Raw genomic sequence first — 17,168 nt, 5'->3', positions numbered from 1 at the left:
TATTCCTGATACACCGCAAATCCCTGTGGGAGCGGGTTTACCCGCGAAGAAGGCAACGCGGTGGCTGGCACCGGCTTCGCCGGTGTTCGCGGGTGAACCCGCTCCCACAGGGGACGACGAGCTAGAAAGTCACGCCGGAAATCAGCGCGATGTTGCTGTAGGGCTGGCACTCGCCAGTGCGCACAACCGCACGGGCACTGCGTGACAACTCCTTGAAATCTTCATGGCTCAGCCATTCGCGCTTGCCCAGCTTGCCCTTCAGCCGCTCGATTTCGACCAGCGCCGGCGGCACCACTTTCTGCATCTCTTCGGCCAGCACGTGGCGCTCTACCTGCAACTCGCTCAGCACAACCCGCAACACGCTGGCGAAGTCCGGCAGGCCAGGCGTGACGGCCAGGTCGATCAGTTCGACACCCGGCGGCACCGGCAGCCCGGCATCGCCGATCACCAGGATGTCGCCATGCCCCATGCCGGCGATGGTCCGCGAAAGGGCAACGTTCAGCAGTGGGGTTTTCTTCATGGCGCAAGCTCCGCCAGGTAGGGAATCGACGGCTGGGCGCCGGCGCGGGTAACCGACAGGGCTGCGGCGCGCTGGCCGAAAGCGATGGCGTCGCCCTCCCCCAGGCCGCGCACCAGGCCAGCGGCAAAGCCGCCGATGAAGGTATCGCCGGCTGCCGTGGTGTCCAGCGGCTGCACCACCGGCGCGGGGAAGTGCTGGTGGCCCCCAGGGGTGACCAGCAAGGCCCCTTGCGCGCCCAGGGTAATGATCACTTTGCCCGCGCCCAGTTGCAGCAAGCACTCGCCGGCACGTCGGGCGCTGTCCAGGTCAGTCACCGCCACGCCGGTCAGGGCTTCGGCCTCGCTTTCGTTGGGCGTCAGGTAGTCGATGCGGGCGAACCAGTCCGCCGGCAAGGGGCCGGTCGCCGGCGCCGGGTTCAGGATTACCCGCTTGCCCAGCTCGCGCCCCCTGGCAAGGGTCCAGGCCACGGTGTCGGCCGGTACTTCCAGCTGGCAGATGATCACTTCGGCCGCCTGCAGCAGCGCATCGAAACGCTGCACCGACTGCGGGGTCAGCAGGCCGTTGCCACCGGGGATGATGACGATGCAGTTCTGGCTGGCGGCATCCACGGTGATCAGCGCCACACCGCTGGACACGCCCTGGCAGGTGGTGACGCCCTGGCAGTCGATGCCTTCCACATACAGGGCCCGGTGCAGTTGTCGACCATAGTCATCGTCGCCGACGTTGCCGATCATCGCCACGCTGCCGCCCAGGCGCGCCACGGCCACTGCCTGGTTGGCCCCCTTGCCGCCCGGCACGGTGAAAAAGCTTTCGCCGGGGAGTGTTTCGCCGGCCCGGGGCAGGCGCTGCGCGCGGGCCACCAGGTCCATGTTGAGGCTACCGACCACCACAACCTTGGCATTCATGACATTTCCTTAGCATCAGCGGTAATCGTTGAACAGGTCCGGGCGCGGCCCGGTGGACTCGCGCAGCACAATGCGCGGGGCGACGATGCGTTGCTCTGCCGCGCCCTGGCGGGGGGTGCCGATACGCGCCAGCAACAGCGACGCGGCGCTCTCGCCCAGCTCGCGAATCGACTGGCCCACCGTGGTCAACGGCGGGTACACGTAACGGCTGAGCTCGATGTCGTCGAAGCCGATCACCGACAGCTCGCCGGGCACGTTGATATTGCGTTCGGCCGCGGCACGCAACACACCGAAGCCGATCATGTCGTTGCCGGCAAAAATCGCCGTAGGCCGCTTGCCCTCCAGCAACCGGGTTGCCACCGCATGGCCCCCCGGGCTGGTGAAGTCGCAGTGCAGCACGCGGTCGCCCAGCACCGCTGCGCCGGCCTCGGCCATGGCGCGACGGAAGCCGCTCAGGCGCAGCTGGGTGACCCCGGTCTCGGCGGGGCCGCCGATGTAGGCGATGTCGCGGTGGCCAAGCTCCAGCAAGTGGCGGGTGGCCAGGTAGGCGCCTTGCTCGTGGTCGATGCGCACCAGGTCGGCATCGATGCCATCCAGTTCGCGGTCGACGATCACCATTGGCGTGCGCACGCCAGTCAGGCTTTGCAGCAGGTCGCTGTCCTGGCCCACCGAAGCCACCACCAGGCCGTCGATGCGTTTTTCCAGCAGTACGCGCAGGTAGCTGCGCTGCTTCTGCGGGTTGTCGTCGGAGTTGCACAGGATCACGCAGTAGCCGTTGCGTTCGCAGGCGTCTTCGATGCCCCGCGCCAGTTCGGCGAAGTACGGGTTGACGCTGTTGGGCACCAGCAAGCCGATGGTGGCCGTGCTGCGTGCTTTCAGCGAGCGGGCCACGGCGCTGGGCACGTAGTCGAGCTCGGCGATGGCGGCTTCGACTTTCAGCCGTACCTGCTCGCTGACCGGCCGGGTCTTGTTCAGCACATGGGACACGGTGGTGTAGGAAATGCCCGCCAGTGCCGCGACGTCTTTGATGGTTGCCATGTTCTCAGTTCCGCCGGCCTGCACGCCGGCTACGGTAGGTGTCGAGCACCACGGCGATGACGATCACCGCCCCGGTGATGATGCGTTTGGTCGGTTCGCTGGCACCGATCTGCGCCAGCCCTGCGGCCAGCACCGAAATGATCAGCACGCCAAAGAAGGTGCTGATGACCGAGCCGCGCCCGCCCATCAGGCTGGTGCCGCCAATCACCACGGCGGCGATTACCTGCAGCTCCAGGCCGGAGCCGGCATTGGGGTCGGCGGCTTCCAGGCGCGAGATCTGGAACAGCGCGGCCAGCCCGGCGAGCAGGCCCATCAGGGCGAACACCAGCACCTTGTACGGGCGCGGGTCGATGCCGGCCAGGCGCACGGCCTCTTCGTTGGTGCCGATACCGATCAGGTAGCGGCCGAACACCGTGCGGGTCAGCACCAACTGGGCCAGCACGATCACCAGCAAGGCGATGATGAACGCCGGCGAGATGCCGAATGCGATGGGGTTGGAGAACCAGGCATAGGCATCACCGATATAGGCGGTGCGCGAGTCGGTGAACTGGTAGGCCAGGCCGCGGGCCATTTCCAGCACCCCGAGCGAAACGATGAACGACGGAATGCGCCAGGCCACGGTGACGCCGCCGGTGATGCTGCCGGCCAGTGCCGCCACGGCCATGCCCAGCAGGGCCGAAGGCACCACGCCCCAGCCCCAGCCGAGGATCGCCACGCTGACCGTGGAGGCCGCCAGCGCCAGTACCGAGCCCACCGACAGGTCGATGCCGCCGATGATCAGCACGAAGGTCATGCCCACCGCCAGTACCATCAGGTCGGGGATCTGGTTGGCCAGGGTACTGAAGGTGTTGTACGACCAGAAGTGGCTGCTGAGGAACGAGAACAGCACGATCATCGCCAGCAAGGCGCCGGCCAGACCCAGGTAGGTACCCAGGCCAAGATAGGTGCCACTGCGGCGCACCGGTGCGGCGCCTTGGCTGTCGAGCGGGGTGGTTTTCATGCATCCATCCTGGGAGCTGCTTCATGCAGCAATGCGTCACGTTTCTGATAACCGGCAAAGGCCGCGGCCAGCAACTGGTCCTGGCTCCAATGGTCCCGCTCGAAGGTGTCGATCAGGCGACCGGCCGACAGCACGGCGATGCGGTCGCATATCAGCATCAGCTCGCGCAGGTCACTGGACACCACCACCAGGGCCTTGCCCTGGCGCGCCAGCTCGGCCAGCAGGCCATAGATGTCGAACTTGGCGCCGACGTCGATGCCACGGGTGGGCTCGTCGAACAGCAGCACCTGGCAGTCGCGCTCCAGCCAGCGGCCGATCACCACCTTCTGCTGGTTGCCGCCAGACAGCTCGCCCACCACCTGCTGCGCGCCGGCACTGCGAATGCGCATGGCCTGGATCTGGCGTTCGGCCAATGCCGCTTCGGCTTCGCCATCGAGCACCCCGGCCCGTGAAACCGCGCCGAGGTTGCCCAGGGCGATATTCGCGCTGATCGACTGTGTCAGCAGCAGGCCCTCGCCTTTGCGGTCTTCGGTGATCAGCGCGATACCGGCCTGCACCGCAGCCTTGGGCGAGTCGATGGTGACAGCCTTGGGCGGCTGGCCGAGGGCGATGCTGCCGCTGTCGGCACGGTCGGCGCCGTAGATCAGGCGCAACAGCTCAGTACGGCCGGCACCGATCAGGCCGGAGATGCCGAAGATCTCCCCTGCCCTGACCTCGAACGACACTCCACGCACCTTGTCGGCACGGCTGAGCCTGTCGACCTTGAGCAGCGCCGTGCCGATCTGCCGGCGGCCCAGGTCGATATGCTCGCCCAGCTCGCGGCCGACCATCAGGTTGACCAGTTCGGCGCTGCTGTAGCGCTCGATCGGTTCGTCGCACACCAGCTTGCCGTCGCGCAGCACGACGATGCGCTGGGCCACGCGCTGCAGTTCTTCCAGGCGATGGGAGATGTAGACGATGGCCACACCACGTTGGCGCAGGCGCTCGATCTGGGTGAACAGCAGCTCCACTTCGCGCGCGGTGAGCATGGCGGTGGGCTCGTCGAAGATCAGCACATGGCAGTCGCCAATCAGGTTGCGGGCGATCTCGACCATCTGCTGGTGGCCGATGCCCAGCTCGCCGACCGGGGTGTCCGGGTCGATGGCGTCGAGGCCGACCTGGGCCATGGCGGCCGTGGCCAGCTGGCGCAGGCGCTTCTGGCTGATCCAGCCGAAGCGGCCGGGCAGGTTGTCGAGGAACAGGTTTTCCGCCACGGTCAGCGTGGGCAGCAGGTTCAGTTCCTGCATGACCATGCGCACGCCAAGGCGCTCAGCCTCGCTGCGGCTGCCAGGCGCGTAGGCCTGACCGCGGTAGCGCATGTGCCCGGTGGTGGGGGTTTCCAGGCCACTGATGAGTTTGGACAGGGTGCTTTTGCCCGCGCCGTTCTCGCCGGTCAGGGCCAGCACTTCGCCGGCACGCAGGTTCAGGCTGACCTCGCCGAGCACGGGCTGGGCGTAGGTCTTGCCCAGGCCGCTGGCGGCGAGCACTACTTCGTTGGCCGATGCAGGCATGGCCGTTTCTCCTGCCAGCGATCAGGGTTTGGTGATGAGTTGGACCGGGGTCTGGATGACGTTGTCGGCATCCACGTCGGGTTTCTCGCCCTTGACCATTTTCAGCGCCGCCTGGATGCCGTACACCGCCTGCTGGCTGGCCGCCTGGTCGAGGGTGGCCAGTACACGGCCATCGGCGAGCATCGGCTTGATGGCGTTGATGTTGTCGTAGCCCACCACTTGCACCTGGCCGGTCTTGCCGGCGGCACGCACGGCCGACACCGCGCCCAGGGCCATGCTGTCGTTGCCGGCCAGCAGGGCTTTCAGGTCGGGGTATTCGTTGAGCATGGAGGCGGCGACGGCGTTGCCTTTGTCGATTTCCCAGTTGCCGCTCTGCACCGAAACGATCTTGATCTGCGCGGCGTCCATGGCGTCCTTGAAGCCGGCGGTACGCTGCTGGGCGTTGGTGGTGGTCGGCACGCCTTCGATGATGCCGACCTGGTCGCCGGCCTTGAGCTTCTCGTTGGCCAGGTAGTCACCCACCAGGCGCGCGCCCTTGCGGTTGTCGGGGCCCACGAAGGGTACGCTGATGCCTTTGCTCTTGAGCAGTTCAGGGTCCAGGCGGTTGTCGATATTGATTACCACCACGCCCTGGTCCATGGCCTTCTTCACCGCCGATACCAGCGCCTTGGAGTCCGCCGGGGCAATGACCAGGGCCTTGGCGCCCGCGTTGACCATTTGCTCGACGATGCGGATCTGCTCGCCGGTGTCGGTCTCGTTCTTGATGCCGTTGGCGATCAGTTCGAATTCATCGGCGTGGGCTTTCTGGTAGTCCTTGGCGCCGTCTTCCATGGTGCGGAAGAACTCGTTGGCCAGCGACTTCATGACCAGGGCGACCTTGGGCTTGTCTTCGGCATGGGCGGTGGAAATTGGCAGGGCCAGGGACAGCGAGGAAATGACCGCGAGGGCCAGCAGACGACCGGGGAACGGCAGTTTCATGGACGATGACTCCGAATCTTGTGTTTTTTGTCGGATCGCAAACGTTTGCGTTGCCTAACTATGGAAACAGGACCGGGGTTTGTCAAATCCGTTTGGCTGTCGGAGGTCAAGTCGAGCTTGGCGCAGTTTATCCGGATTTTTTCCGAAAAGCCGAACGTCTTTTCCTGCGTTTGTTCGGAATCTCGAATGGACCGCACCTTCATGTTGGGGCGGCCTTGTGACGCAAAAGGGCCGCAAGGCGGCCCCGGCAATGTGTGTTGTTGCGCCGGAATCCGGGGCCGCTACGCGCCCCTTTCGCGACGCAAGGCCGCCCCCACAAGGGCCGTGCGCGCAACTGGTACGAAACCTGCCTTGCACCCTGTGCGACAAAACCACCATCTCATTAGGAAGAGAGAGAACAATAACGATGAATGCCGCACTGAAAATCTTCGCCCCCAGCGCACTCGCCGTGCTGCTGGCCATTCCAGCCACCGTTTCGGCCAAAGAGGCTGAAACCCAGCAGAAGCTGGCCAATGTGGTCATCCTCGCCACCGGCGGCACCATTGCCGGCGCTGGTGCCAGCGCCGCCAACAGCGCCACCTACCAGGCCGCCAAGCTGGGCGTCGACAAACTGATCGCCGGTGTGCCGGAGCTGGCCGACCTGGCCAACGTCCGCGGCGAGCAGGTCATGCAGATCGCCTCTGAGAGCATCTCAAACGACGACCTGCTCAAGTTGGGCAAACGCGTTGCCGAACTCGCCGAAAGCAAGGACGTCGACGGTATCGTCATCACCCACGGCACCGACACCCTGGAAGAGACCGCCTACTTCCTCAACCTGGTGGAAAAGACCGACAAGCCGATCGTGGTCGTCGGTTCGATGCGCCCGGGCACCGCCATGTCCGCCGACGGCATGCTCAACCTTTACAACGCCGTGGCCGTGGCCAGCGACAAGCAGTCGCGCGGCAAGGGCGTGCTGGTGACCATGAATGACGAGATCCAGTCCGGGCGCGATGTCAGCAAGGCAGTGAACATCAAGACCGAAGCCTTCAAGAGCGCCTGGGGCCCGATGGGCATGGTGGTGGAAGGCAAGTCGTACTGGTTCCGCCTGCCGGCCAAGCGCCACACGGTCAACTCCGAGTTCGACATCAAGCAGATCAGCAGCCTGCCGCAGGTGGATATCGCCTATGGCTATGGCAACGTCACCGACACCGCCTACAAGGCACTGGCGCAGAACGGCGCCAAGGCACTGATCCATGCCGGTACCGGCAACGGTTCGGTGTCGTCGCGCGTGGTGCCGGCGCTGCAGGAGCTGCGCAAGAACGGCGTGCAGATCATTCGCTCGTCGCACGTCAACCAGGGTGGCTTCGTGCTGCGCAACGCCGAGCAGCCGGATGACAAGAACGACTGGGTCGTGGCCCATGACCTGAACCCACAGAAAGCGCGGATTCTGGCGATGGTAGCGATGACCAGGACCCAGGACAGCAAGGAGCTGCAGCGGATCTTCTGGGAGTACTGATCGCCAGCCACCCCTGAAATGCAAACAGCCCCGCTGCCCAGGCGGGGCGTTTGCTGTCTGACTGTTGCGAAATTACTTACAGTGAAATACTGTATGCGCATACAGCAAAAACAAGGAAACACTTGTGTCCAGCACCGCCTCCGCCACCCCAAGCAGCTATGAACAACTGGGTATGCGCATTCAGAAAATCATCAACAGCCCCACTGCCCAGCGCAGCCGTGCGGCGTTGATCTTCCGTCTGGAGCAGGAAACCCCGGAAGATTGGGAAACCCTGCTAGAGGAAATCGCCGAAAACGATAACGTCACCCTCGCCCACCGCGACGATGGCGGCGTGCAGATTTTCTGGACGGTACCGAAGGAAGACTGACTGCATTCAGCCTCAAGCCAAGGCCTGCAGGTAGGCGCTGGCTTCGCGGTAACGCGCCAGCCGCGCCAGGTCGGTGGGGCCTGGGCACGGGATGCGCGAAAGGTCGCTGTTGTCGGCCAGATCGGCCAGCTTGACGGTGCGCGCCAGCGGGTCACCGCCCAGGCGCACCACGAAGTCCTGGTAGGCCTCGCCCTCACGGCGGCTGAGCGCCAGCAGGGCGGCAAGGATTTTCAGCGCGAAACCCTCGCGCGCCAGGTCGGACAGGGTCAGCGGGGTGTCTTCGATTACATCGTGCAGCACCGCGACAATCCGTTGTTCGGTTGTGGAAACCCGCATCATCACGCGTAGCGGGTGGAGGATATAAGCGGCCCCACCCTTGTCGTATTGCCCTTCATGCGCCCTGGCGGCCACGGCAATGGCCCGCTCCAGTGTAGACATGAGGCCCTCCCCGTTCGGCTTCTTCCTGACAAGCATAGCCAAAACTGTGCGGACAATGTCTAGCGCGCGTTAGCCTGCTCGAAATCCGGAAGCTGGCGCACGCCCTGTAGGAGCGGCCTTGCGTCGCGACGGGCTGCGAAGCAGCCCCGGGATTTCGGCATCACAGCAGATTCTGTGGGGCTGCTTCGCAGCCCGTCGCGACACAAGGCCGCTCCTACAGCCCCACTCACACAGAGTTTTCAGCGCGCTGCGCCGTGCTGAATCACCACCGAATCGGTACCCAGCTTGGCCATTACCTCGGCCTTGCGCGCTTCGGCTTCCTCACGGGTGGGGAATGGCCCCATCAGCACCACCGGCTTGCCGTCGCGGTACTCCACCGAGGACGGGATGCCCTTTTCGATCAGGCGTGCGGTCATGTCGCTGAGCGCGCCCATGTTTGCACCCTGAATCACTTCCACATCCCAGCCTTGCGGGGCCGGCTGGCCAGCCAGGGCCTCGGCGCGGCGCTGCAGCTCGGCGCCGCCGCACATCTCGCGGATGCGCAGGTTGTTGCCGCTGTCGTCGACGATGATTTCGTACTGGCCATCGCGCTTGATGGCCACGTAGCTGCGGTAGGCCTCGTACTGCCCGGCATCATCCTTGCCACGGACCTGGCCGCAGATGGTGCCCTGGGTGTCGATCCGCACGTTGCCGAACTTGGCGGTCTTGGGGTTGTGCAGGTGTTCGGCCACCTGTTTGTGCACGCCTTCGACCTCGTTCTCACAGCCCGCCAGGGCGAGCACTGCCATTACCACAGCCAGTTTGCGCACGCGTGTACCTCCAGATTCGAAGGGGCGGATTCTAGCACGCCGGGCAATGCCCCGAACCGCGACCAAACGTTACACGCTGCTTCATGCGCACAGCAAAAAGGGCGATCATTACTGATCGCCCTTTTTCGATTTGGTAGGCACAATTGGACTCGAACCAACGACCCCCACCATGTCAAGGTGGTGCTCTAACCAACTGAGCTATGTGCCTGTCATGTGGTGCGCATATTAGTGATCAAATGCGTACCTGTAAAGCGTTTTTTTCAGAAAAATCAAAAACTTTGCGAATTCGTGCATAAGGGACTGCCGCGCAGCACCAGGCCGCGAGAACCCAATGAAAAAAGGGGTGACCCTTGCGGATCACCCCTTCTTCGATTTGGTAGGCACAATTGGACTCGAACCAACGACCCCCACCATGTCAAGGTGGTGCTCTAACCAACTGAGCTATGTGCCTGTCGTGTGGTGCGCATTCTACCCATTCCAAAAACCCTGTCAACACTTTTTTTCGCGCTAACCTACTGAATCTTAAACTCTTTATAGAAAAGTGCGCTGGCGGGGACCGAGTAAAGGATTTTCAACGGACGACTAGCGGGTGTTTATTATTATTGATAGCATCGGTACATTCGTTAAAAATATAAAACACGAGGTTCCTGCAGCATGGCTAACACCCCCTACCCCCAGTCCTACTACGCCGCCTCGGCCAACCCGGTGCCGCCACGTCCGGCGCTGCAGGGTGAGGTGGAAACCGATGTGTGCATCATCGGCGCCGGCTACACCGGTCTGTCCAGCGCCCTGTTCCTGCTGGAGAACGGCTTCAAGGTGAGCATCGTCGAAGCAGCCAAGGTCGGCTTCGGCGCATCGGGCCGCAACGGCGGCCAGATCGTCAACAGCTACAGCCGCGACATCGACGTCATCGAGCGCACCGTCGGCCCCAAGCAGGCCCAACTGCTGGGCCACATGGCCTTCGAAGGCGGGCGCATCATTCGTGAGCGCGTGGCCAAGTACAACATCCAGTGCGACCTGAAGGACGGTGGCGTGTTCGCTGCCCTCACCAGCAAGCAGATGGGCCACCTGGAGTCGCAAAAGCGCCTGTGGGAACGCTTCGGCCACAACCAGCTGGAGCTGATGGACCAGAAGCGCATCCGCGAAGTGGTCGCCTGCGAAAACTATGTGGGCGGCATGCTGGACATGAGCGGCGGCCACATCCACCCGCTGAACCTGGCCCTGGGCGAAGCCGCTGCGGTCGAGTCGCTGGGCGGCATCATCTATGAGCAAACCCCGGCCGTACGCATCGAGCGCGGCGCCAACCCGGTGGTGCACACCCCGCAGGGCAAGGTCCGCGCCAAGTTCATCATCGTCGCCGGCAACGCCTACCTGGGCAACCTGGTGCCGGAGCTGGCCAGCAAGTCCATGCCATGCGGCACCCAGGTGATCACCACCGAACCGCTGGGCGACGAACTGGCGCGCACCCTGCTGCCGCAGGACTACTGCGTCGAGGATTGCAACTACCTGCTCGACTACTACCGCCTGACCAGCGACAAGCGCCTGATCTTCGGTGGTGGCGTGGTGTACGGCGCGCGTGACCCGGCCAACATCGAGGCGATCATCCGTCCGAAGATGCTCAAGGCCTTCCCGCAACTGAAAAACGTAAAGATCGACTACGCCTGGACCGGCAACTTCCTGCTGACCCTGTCGCGTCTGCCACAGGTTGGCCGTATCGGCGACAATATCTACTACTCCCAGGGCTGCTCGGGTCACGGCGTGACCTACACCCACCTGGCGGGCAAGGTGCTGGCCGAGGCCATGCGTGGCCAGGCCGAGCGTTTCGACGCCTTCGCCGGCCTGCCGCACTACCCGTTCCCGGGTGGCCAGATGCTGCGCGTGCCGTTCAGCGCCATTGGGGCCTGGTACTACAGCCTGCGCGATCGCCTGGGCTTCTGATGTAGGCAGGGCTGGCCTCTTCGCGGGTAAACCCGCTCCCACAGGGACATCACTGGACCTGAGGGCAGCGGGTTTCCTGTGGGAGCGGGTTTACCCGCGAAAGGGCCGGTACAGACAAAGCTATTTGTTCAGGCTACTCACAGCCTGCTTCGCCGCAATCTCCTGCCCCGCCCGGGCCAGTTCATCGGCAGCCTGCAACCAGCGCTGGCGGTCCACCTGGGCTGGCAGCTGCCGAGGTGGCTGCACCAGCACCGCCCAGCTCCCAAGCTTCGCCCACGCCGAGGCAAAGTCATCGAACGCCATCAACTGCCGCCGGTGCATGCCCGAGCGCAACAGCACCCGCTGCTTGTAGCGGTCGTAGCCGATCAGCACGGCGTAGCGTGGCTCGCTCCACCAGGCCGAACCATCCTCGTAACGCAGCAGCACCGGGTTGCCCGCCGCCACCTGGGTCAACAGCGCGTCCAGCTGCTTGTCCAGCGGATACACCACCATGCCGTAGTCGCGCGCCACCCGGGGGATGCTGGTGTCCAGCGCCTCGGCGCCCTGCGGCAGGTTCAGCGGCTTGTCCAGCAGCCCCGGCGTGATCGGAGCCCCCTGTTGCGACAGCACCGCCGCCAATGCCATGGCCCCGCTGTGGTTGGCGTTGCCACGGTAGAACGGCACGCTGCTGATTTCGACCCGCTGCGGCAGGCCCTTGAGGTTGCCGGAGGGTGCGCTGGCGCAACCGGCCAGGCTGGCTGCAACCAGGCAGGCAGCCAGCAGCCGACGAGGGATGGTCTTGAAGGAAGGTTGCTGCATGGACACTCGCTTGCTCCAACGCCGGGCAGGCAGCGCCCGGCTCTGGCCACCGATCATAGGTCGGACAGCGGCGCGGGTATAGTCCGACACCGCTTAGGAGCAAATCGGACCAAGCAATAGACCTTTGGTCAATGGAACGTCACAGGCGAAAGACTAGACTAAAGCAGTGTCTGGAAGGCCAGCGTCGGCGACCGAGCGCGGCCCGTAGAGATGGAGGCACAGATGAGCCTGACCATGGCAATCCTCATGCTGGTTGGCATGTGGCTGAGCGTTGCAGCCGCCATGCTATGGGGTGTACTGCGTATCGTGCGGCGTCATTCCCACCACCACCTGCCACCGCAGGCCCCCGCCAAGCCACAGCCTGTGCGCCGGTCGCGGCGGCATGCCGGGGTGCACTGATTCAGAGATTTCCGAGGCCCATTCGCGGGTGAACCCGCTCCCACAAGGTCCTCCACTGCCTTCAGAAACGGCGGGGACCTGTGGGAGCGGGTTCACCCGCGAACGGGGCGCAAGCGCCCCGCTTTTTCACATCAACCTTCAGCCGCCTCACGCTTCAACCGCGCCCGACGGGCCAGGATGTTGAGGATCTCGATCGCCGTCGAGAAGGCCATGGCCGCGTACACATAACCCTTCGGTACATGGGCGCCGAAACCTTCGGCGATCAGCGTCATGCCGATCATGATCAGGAAGCCCAGGGCCAGCATCACCACGGTCGGGTTGTCGTTGATGAAGTTGGCCAACGGGTCGGCGGCCACCATCATGACGATCACGGCAGTGATAACGGCAATGATCATGATAGGCAGGTGCTCGGTCATGCCCACGGCGGTGATGATGCTGTCTACCGAGAAGACGATGTCCAGCAACAGGATCTGGAAGATCGCCGCGGCAAAGCCCAGGGTAACCGTCGACGACACCTTGGCTTCTTCCTTGGCCCCGTGCGGGTCGACGTTCTCGTGGATTTCCTTGGTCGCCTTCCACAGCAGGAACAGGCCACCGGCAATCAGGATCACGTCCTTCCAGGAGAAGGCATTGCCGAATACTTCAAACACCGGGTCGGTCAGCTGGACGATCCAGGCCACCGTGCTGAGCAAGGCCAGGCGCATGACCAGGGCCATGCTGATACCGATACGGCGCGCCTTGGAGCGGTATTCCACCGGCAGCTTGTTGGTCAGGATGGAGATGAAGATCAGGTTGTCGATGCCCAGCACGACTTCCATGGCCACCAGCGTAGCCAGGGCAACCCAGGCGGTAGGGCTAGCGACGAGTTCCAGCAAGTATTCCATTGTTCAAATCCTGCAGCAGCGGTTGGGGGTCAGATTTCCTGGGTGTCTTCTTTGTTGTCGGCGTCCTTGGGCTTTTGCCCTTCGCTGCCGATGGCCTCGCTCAACGCCTGCTGTGCGGCCTTGTTGGTGTCGTCGATGGCCTGCTTGGCCGACTGCGCGGCCTGGTCGAGCATCTGCTGGGCGGATTTCTCGGCCTGCTCGCAACCGGCCAGGGTGAACAGGGCCAAGGCCAGCACCAGCGGCGTGCCGATGGATTTTAGGTGCAGCATGGGTTCCTCGCTTTTCATGTTCCGGCGGCGCACACGGCGCCTGATGGAGTCGCATTCTAAAGAGCGCAACACATCCGGAAAATTCGTATTTTCAGCGGTTATACTTCGGTTTTTACGAATCCGGAACGATACCGATGCTCAACTATCGGCAGTTGCACTACTTCTGGGCCGTGGCCAAGACCGGCAGCATCGCCCGCGCCAGCGAACAGTTGAACCTGACCCCGCAAACCATCAGCGGTCAGATCAGCCTGTTCGAGCAGACCTATGGCCTGGAGCTGTTCCAGCGCGTGGGGCGCCAGCTGGAACTGACCGAAACCGGGCGCCAGACGCTGATCTATGCCGAGCAGATGTTCCAGCTGGGAAGCGAACTGGAGGCCATGCTGCGGGCCGGCCCGCAGGAGCAGATCCTGTTCCGCGTGGGTGTGGCGGACGTGGTGCCCAAGTCAATCGTCTACCGCCTGCTGGCACCGACCATGGAGCTGGACGACGTGCTGCGCATCAACTGCCGCGAAGACAAGCTCGAACGGCTGCTGGCCGACCTGGCGATCCAGCGCCTGGACCTGGTGATTTCCGACAGTCCCATGCCCAGCCACCTGGACATCAAGGGTTATAGCCAGAAACTGGGCGAGTGTGGGTTGAGCTTCTTCGCCACCCCGGCGCTGGCACAACGCCTGGAAGGCCCCTTCCCCGCCTGCCTGCAGGATGCGCCATTGCTTATCCCCGGGCAGGAAACCGTGGTACGCAGCCGCCTGCTGCGCTGGCTGGGTGAGCAGCAGGTGCAGCCACGAATCGTGGGCGAGTTCGATGACAGTGCCTTGATGCAGGCATTCGGGCAGTCGGGCAGCGGCATCTTCGTCGCGCCCAGCGTGATCGCCGAGGAAGTGTGCCGCCAATATGGCGTGGAGCTTATCGGGCAGACCGAGGCGGTGCACGAGTCGTTCTATGCCATTTCGGTGGAGCGCAAGGTCAAGCACCCGGGGATCGTGGCGATTACCGAGGGGGCACGACGAGAGTTGTTTCACTGGTAGCAGGCAGAATTGACGCCCCCGCGTTTCAATGGTCATATGCCCGCCAGTTTCAGGTGCCCTGCGCCGCCGCGCGCAGGGTGAAACGGGAAGCCGGTGCGTCGTGTTGCCCACGACAAGTCCGGCGCTGCCCCCGCAACGGTAAGCGAGCGAACCCTTCGAGATACCACTGTGCACTTGCATGGGAAGGTGAAGGTTTCATGCCCCTCGCAAGCCCGGAGACCGGCCTGGAGCTTCACTTGGCAACCCGCGGTGGGCGGGCGCAGGCCGGTATCCGTGCGTGCGCCTGCGTGCACGGTGCGCCTTTGCGTGTTTTCCACCGGGATCCATTCATTCCTGCAGTAGTGGAACGACATGTCCCGTATTTTCAAGCTTCACCCCCTGGCGGCCTGCCTGGCCGTTTCCCTGCCGGCCCTGGCCGATGACCTCGAGCGACAGCCACTGGCCCTGCCCTCCACGGCCATCACCGACACGCTCGACAGCCACGCCATCGACCTGGCCACACCGACCCAGGCTGGTTCGCGCCTGGGCCTCAGCGCCCTGGAGACACCGGCCAGCACCAGCAGCATCAGCGCCGAGCAGATCCTGCAGCGCAACAACCTCACCGTGCAGGACGCGGTGACCCGCTCAGCGGGCATCAGCTACATCGGCTCCCCGGGCGACGGCGGCACGGGGCTGTCCGCCCGCGGCTTTACCGGGCACGGCTCGATGATGACCTTGTTCGACGGCGCACGCCTGTACACCGGTGCCGGCACCCAGACGTTCCCGGTCGACCCGTGGATGGTCGAGCGCATCGATGTCATTCGCGGCCCGGCTTCGGTGCTGTATGGCGAAGGCGCCACCGGGGCGGTGGTCAACGTGATCCCGAAAAAGCCGTTTGCCGGCGAGGTACGCAACCACCTGCGCCTGGGCTACGGTTCGTGGGACCGCCAGCAGCTCGGCCTGGACAGCGGCGGCAGCCTCGGTGAGCGCCTGAGCTACCGCCTGGCCCTGAACCAGCAAACCGGTAACGGTTGGGTCGACCGCACCCCGTCACGCAGCCTGGCGCTGAGCGCCGCGCTGCGCTTCGATGCCAGCGACGACCTCAGCTTCACCCTCGCTCACGACCGCGGCGATGCGCAGCCTGCCAACTACTACGGCACCCCGCTGATCGACGGCCACTACCGCAGCAGCCTGCGCAAGAAGAACTACAACGTGCAGGACGACGTGCAGCATTACGTCGATGAATGGACCCGCCTGAATACCGACTGGACGTTGAACGATCACCTCAGCGCCAGCAACCAGCTGTACTACATCAAGAGCCGCCGTCACTGGCGCAATGCCGAGGAGTACAGCTGGGATGCAGGGCGCCAGCAGCTGCTGCGCGGCAGCTATCTGCAGATCAAGCACAACCAGGAACAGTTCGGCGATCGCCAGGCCTTCACCCTCGACCACAGGCTGTTTGGCCTGGCCAGCAAGACCGTGGTCGGCGCCGAGTACAACAAGGTCCGCTTCAACGTCGACAGCAACGCGCCTTACAACGATGTGGGCGATGACTACGTCGACCCTTGGCAGCCACAACCGGGTTGGTTCCACAGCGCCTCGCCGCTGCGCCCGCAAACGCTGTCCACCACCCACACCTTTGCCCTGTTCGCCGAAAACCGCCTGCAGTTGAGCGATCGCCTGTCGTTGGTCACCGGCGTGCGCCGCGACCAGAACCACATCGACCAGGAAAAACTGACCACCGACAGCCGCAGCGACCGCAGCCTGCAAGGCGGCAACTGGCGTGCCGGGCTGGTGTTTGCGGTCAGCGACGACCTGTCGCTGTATGGCCAGTACTCCACCAGCGAGGATGGGGTCGACAACCTCATCAGCCTCAGCGCCAACCAGATGCACTACGACCTGACCGAAGCCAGGCAGACCGAAGTGGGCCTGAAGCAGCGCTTCTGGGAAGGGCGTGGCGAATGGACATTGGCGGCCTACCACATCGTCAAGAAGAAGCTGCTGGTGGATGACCCGATCACCCACGAGAAGCAACAGGCTGGCCAGCAGACGTCCGACGGCCTGGAGGCAACCCTGGAACTGGAGCTGGCGCACCAGTGGCAGGTGTCGGCCAATGCGGCGATCGTGCGCGCAAGGTACGACGACTTCAACGAAATGGTCGGCGGCGTGGCGCAGGACCGTGCGGGCAATCGCCCGGCCAATGTCCCGCGGCGTACCGCCAACCTGTGGCTGAGCAAAGGCTTCGGCCAGCGGCTGGAGGCCGGCATTGGCGCGCGTTATGTGGACGAGCGCTATGCCAATACCGCCAACACCCAGAGCGCCCCCGGCTACACCGTGGTGGATGCCGACATCGGCTGGCAGGTGTTGCCGGATGTGCGGCTGGGGTTGCAGTTGAACAACCTGTTCGACCGTGAGTATGTGCAGTCGGCGTTCAGTGGCCAGCAGTGGCTGATGGGGATGCCACGGTCGTACTTTGCGACGGTGGATTACAGTTTCTGACCTGCACTGCCTGCACCGGCCTCTTCGCGGGCTTGCCCGCTCCCACAGGAGTAGGCTGCCCTCAGGCCCGATGAGAAACCTTTGCAGGAGCAGCCTTGAGCTGCGAAGAGGCCATAACTGCCACAGAAAAGCTTCTGTCATGCCGACCCCTTCGCAGCACAAGGCTGCTCCTACAGGTCCGCTGGGTAGCCGCGAAGAGATCGCTCAACACAGAAACCACTACCCGACGCCGAAAAAATAGTTATAAGATAACGTTTCAGTTGACATCCATTCC

The 17,168-nt window shown here is 63.9% G+C and carries 17 protein-coding genes, 2 tRNA genes and 1 riboswitch; of the genes, 6 read left to right on the top strand and 13 right to left on the bottom strand.

What is annotated here, in order from left to right; genetic code table 11:
• Nucleotides 1-121: 121 nt before the first annotated feature.
• Genes rbsD through E5221_RS11245 form a run of 6 tightly spaced genes read right to left on the bottom strand, consistent with a single transcriptional unit; the run spans nt 122 to nt 5,991 of the window.
• Nucleotides 122-520 carry a D-ribose pyranase gene (gene rbsD, locus E5221_RS11270; protein ID WP_061550488.1) on the bottom strand — a complete coding sequence of 133 codons (399 nt, stop codon included), beginning with the start codon at nt 518-520 and terminating at the stop codon, nt 122-124.
• On the bottom strand, nt 517-1,425 hold the full coding sequence (gene rbsK, locus E5221_RS11265; RefSeq protein WP_182328656.1) for a ribokinase: 909 nt from the start codon (nt 1,423-1,425) through the stop codon (nt 517-519). The genes rbsD and rbsK overlap by 4 nt, the downstream gene beginning before the upstream one ends.
• Before the next feature lie 15 nt (nt 1,426-1,440).
• A complete protein-coding gene (locus E5221_RS11260; RefSeq protein ID WP_061550490.1) occupies nt 1,441-2,463 on the bottom strand; it encodes a LacI family DNA-binding transcriptional regulator in 1,023 nt (340 codons plus the stop codon).
• Nucleotides 2,464-2,467: 4 nt separating this feature from the next.
• Nucleotides 2,468-3,463: an ABC transporter permease gene (locus E5221_RS11255; RefSeq protein ID WP_061550491.1), complete on the bottom strand. Its 996-nt coding sequence runs from the start codon at nt 3,461-3,463 to the stop codon at nt 2,468-2,470.
• Nucleotides 3,460-5,013 carry a sugar ABC transporter ATP-binding protein gene (locus tag E5221_RS11250; RefSeq protein ID WP_061550492.1) on the bottom strand — a complete coding sequence of 518 codons (1,554 nt, stop codon included), beginning with the start codon at nt 5,011-5,013 and terminating at the stop codon, nt 3,460-3,462. Before E5221_RS11250 ends, E5221_RS11255 begins: the two co-directional genes overlap by 4 nt.
• Before the next feature lie 21 nt (nt 5,014-5,034).
• Nucleotides 5,035-5,991 (bottom strand): sugar ABC transporter substrate-binding protein, encoded by a 957-nt coding sequence (locus tag E5221_RS11245; RefSeq protein ID WP_061550493.1) that lies wholly within the window; start codon nt 5,989-5,991, stop codon nt 5,035-5,037.
• Between the two features lie 406 nt (nt 5,992-6,397).
• Between E5221_RS11245 and E5221_RS11240 the strand changes: the two genes are divergently transcribed.
• Entirely contained in the window at nt 6,398-7,486 is a 1,089-nt protein-coding gene (locus E5221_RS11240; RefSeq protein ID WP_015269784.1) for an asparaginase, read from the top strand.
• 124 nt (nt 7,487-7,610) lie between these two features.
• Nucleotides 7,611-7,853: a DUF1654 domain-containing protein gene (locus E5221_RS11235; RefSeq protein WP_003260955.1), complete on the top strand. Its 243-nt coding sequence runs from the start codon at nt 7,611-7,613 to the stop codon at nt 7,851-7,853.
• A 12-nt stretch (nt 7,854-7,865) separates the two neighbouring features.
• On the opposite strand, the gene E5221_RS11230 is transcribed toward E5221_RS11235, so the two are convergent.
• The 4 genes from E5221_RS11230 to E5221_RS11215 form a co-directional block, all read right to left on the bottom strand.
• Entirely contained in the window at nt 7,866-8,291 is a 426-nt protein-coding gene (locus E5221_RS11230) for an HD domain-containing protein (protein ID WP_003260953.1), read from the bottom strand.
• A gap of 239 nt (nt 8,292-8,530) precedes the next feature.
• Nucleotides 8,531-9,100: an SPOR domain-containing protein gene (locus E5221_RS11225; RefSeq protein WP_003260952.1), complete on the bottom strand. Its 570-nt coding sequence runs from the start codon at nt 9,098-9,100 to the stop codon at nt 8,531-8,533.
• Nucleotides 9,101-9,231: 131 nt separating this feature from the next.
• A tRNA-Val gene (locus E5221_RS11220) sits at nt 9,232-9,308 on the bottom strand.
• A 166-nt stretch (nt 9,309-9,474) separates the two neighbouring features.
• Nucleotides 9,475-9,551 (bottom strand) — tRNA-Val (locus E5221_RS11215).
• Nucleotides 9,552-9,754: 203 nt separating this feature from the next.
• Between E5221_RS11215 and E5221_RS11210 the strand changes: the two genes are divergently transcribed.
• The gene (locus E5221_RS11210; protein ID WP_247847423.1) at nt 9,755-11,038 is read left to right on the top strand and encodes an FAD-binding oxidoreductase; all 1,284 of its coding nucleotides are present in this window, start codon (nt 9,755-9,757) and stop codon (nt 11,036-11,038) included.
• Between the two features lie 120 nt (nt 11,039-11,158).
• On the opposite strand, the gene E5221_RS11205 is transcribed toward E5221_RS11210, so the two are convergent.
• Nucleotides 11,159-11,893 carry a peptidase C39 family protein gene (locus E5221_RS11205; RefSeq protein WP_061302677.1) on the bottom strand — a complete coding sequence of 245 codons (735 nt, stop codon included), beginning with the start codon at nt 11,891-11,893 and terminating at the stop codon, nt 11,159-11,161.
• Between the two features lie 165 nt (nt 11,894-12,058).
• Here E5221_RS11205 and E5221_RS11200 point away from each other — a divergent pair, with 165 nt between their 5' ends.
• Nucleotides 12,059-12,235, top strand: a complete 177-nt coding sequence (locus tag E5221_RS11200) for a hypothetical protein (protein ID WP_015269782.1) — start codon at nt 12,059-12,061, stop codon at nt 12,233-12,235.
• A gap of 131 nt (nt 12,236-12,366) precedes the next feature.
• On the opposite strand, the gene E5221_RS11195 is transcribed toward E5221_RS11200, so the two are convergent.
• On the bottom strand, nt 12,367-13,119 hold the full coding sequence (locus E5221_RS11195) for a TerC family protein (protein WP_003260907.1): 753 nt from the start codon (nt 13,117-13,119) through the stop codon (nt 12,367-12,369).
• 29 nt (nt 13,120-13,148) lie between these two features.
• A complete protein-coding gene (locus tag E5221_RS11190; RefSeq protein WP_247847420.1) occupies nt 13,149-13,388 on the bottom strand; it encodes a hypothetical protein in 240 nt (79 codons plus the stop codon).
• 134 nt (nt 13,389-13,522) lie between these two features.
• On the opposite strand from E5221_RS11190, the gene nhaR reads away from it, so the two are divergent.
• Together nhaR and E5221_RS11180 are read left to right on the top strand one after the other, a co-directional pair.
• Complete coding sequence (gene nhaR / locus E5221_RS11185; protein ID WP_015269780.1) at nt 13,523-14,416, top strand: transcriptional activator NhaR; 894 nt, start codon at nt 13,523-13,525, stop codon at nt 14,414-14,416.
• A gap of 34 nt (nt 14,417-14,450) precedes the next feature.
• A riboswitch (cobalamin riboswitch) is annotated at nt 14,451-14,659 on the top strand.
• 108 nt (nt 14,660-14,767) lie between these two features.
• Nucleotides 14,768-16,894 carry a TonB-dependent receptor gene (locus E5221_RS11180; RefSeq protein ID WP_247847418.1) on the top strand — a complete coding sequence of 709 codons (2,127 nt, stop codon included), beginning with the start codon at nt 14,768-14,770 and terminating at the stop codon, nt 16,892-16,894.
• Nucleotides 16,895-17,168 lie beyond the last annotated feature (274 nt).

It is taken from the genome of Pseudomonas sp. A2 (assembly GCF_023100865.1).
Classification (GTDB): domain Bacteria; phylum Pseudomonadota; class Gammaproteobacteria; order Pseudomonadales; family Pseudomonadaceae; genus Aquipseudomonas; species Aquipseudomonas asiatica.
The sequence above is the reverse complement of the archived record's forward strand: the minus strand, read 5'-3'. Positions and strand labels throughout refer to the sequence as shown.

Coding starts and splice junctions, on each gene's coding strand:
- rbsD (WP_061550488.1), bottom strand. CDS start 520: ATGAAGAAAACCCCACTGCTGAACGTTGCCCTTTCGCGGACCATCGCC.
- rbsK (WP_182328656.1), bottom strand. CDS start 1,425: ATGAATGCCAAGGTTGTGGTGGTCGGTAGCCTCAACATGGACCTGGTG.
- E5221_RS11260 (WP_061550490.1), bottom strand. CDS start 2,463: ATGGCAACCATCAAAGACGTCGCGGCACTGGCGGGCATTTCCTACACC.
- E5221_RS11255 (WP_061550491.1), bottom strand. CDS start 3,463: ATGAAAACCACCCCGCTCGACAGCCAAGGCGCCGCACCGGTGCGCCGC.
- E5221_RS11250 (WP_061550492.1), bottom strand. CDS start 5,013: ATGCCTGCATCGGCCAACGAAGTAGTGCTCGCCGCCAGCGGCCTGGGC.
- E5221_RS11245 (WP_061550493.1), bottom strand. CDS start 5,991: ATGAAACTGCCGTTCCCCGGTCGTCTGCTGGCCCTCGCGGTCATTTCC.
- E5221_RS11240 (WP_015269784.1), top strand. CDS start 6,398: ATGAATGCCGCACTGAAAATCTTCGCCCCCAGCGCACTCGCCGTGCTG.
- E5221_RS11230 (WP_003260953.1), bottom strand. CDS start 8,291: ATGTCTACACTGGAGCGGGCCATTGCCGTGGCCGCCAGGGCGCATGAA.
- E5221_RS11210 (WP_247847423.1), top strand. CDS start 9,755: ATGGCTAACACCCCCTACCCCCAGTCCTACTACGCCGCCTCGGCCAAC.
- E5221_RS11205 (WP_061302677.1), bottom strand. CDS start 11,893: ATGATCGGTGGCCAGAGCCGGGCGCTGCCTGCCCGGCGTTGGAGCAAG.
- E5221_RS11200 (WP_015269782.1), top strand. CDS start 12,059: ATGAGCCTGACCATGGCAATCCTCATGCTGGTTGGCATGTGGCTGAGC.
- E5221_RS11195 (WP_003260907.1), bottom strand. CDS start 13,119: ATGGAATACTTGCTGGAACTCGTCGCTAGCCCTACCGCCTGGGTTGCC.
- E5221_RS11190 (WP_247847420.1), bottom strand. CDS start 13,388: ATGCTGCACCTAAAATCCATCGGCACGCCGCTGGTGCTGGCCTTGGCC.
- nhaR (WP_015269780.1), top strand. CDS start 13,523: ATGCTCAACTATCGGCAGTTGCACTACTTCTGGGCCGTGGCCAAGACC.
- E5221_RS11180 (WP_247847418.1), top strand. CDS start 14,768: ATGTCCCGTATTTTCAAGCTTCACCCCCTGGCGGCCTGCCTGGCCGTT.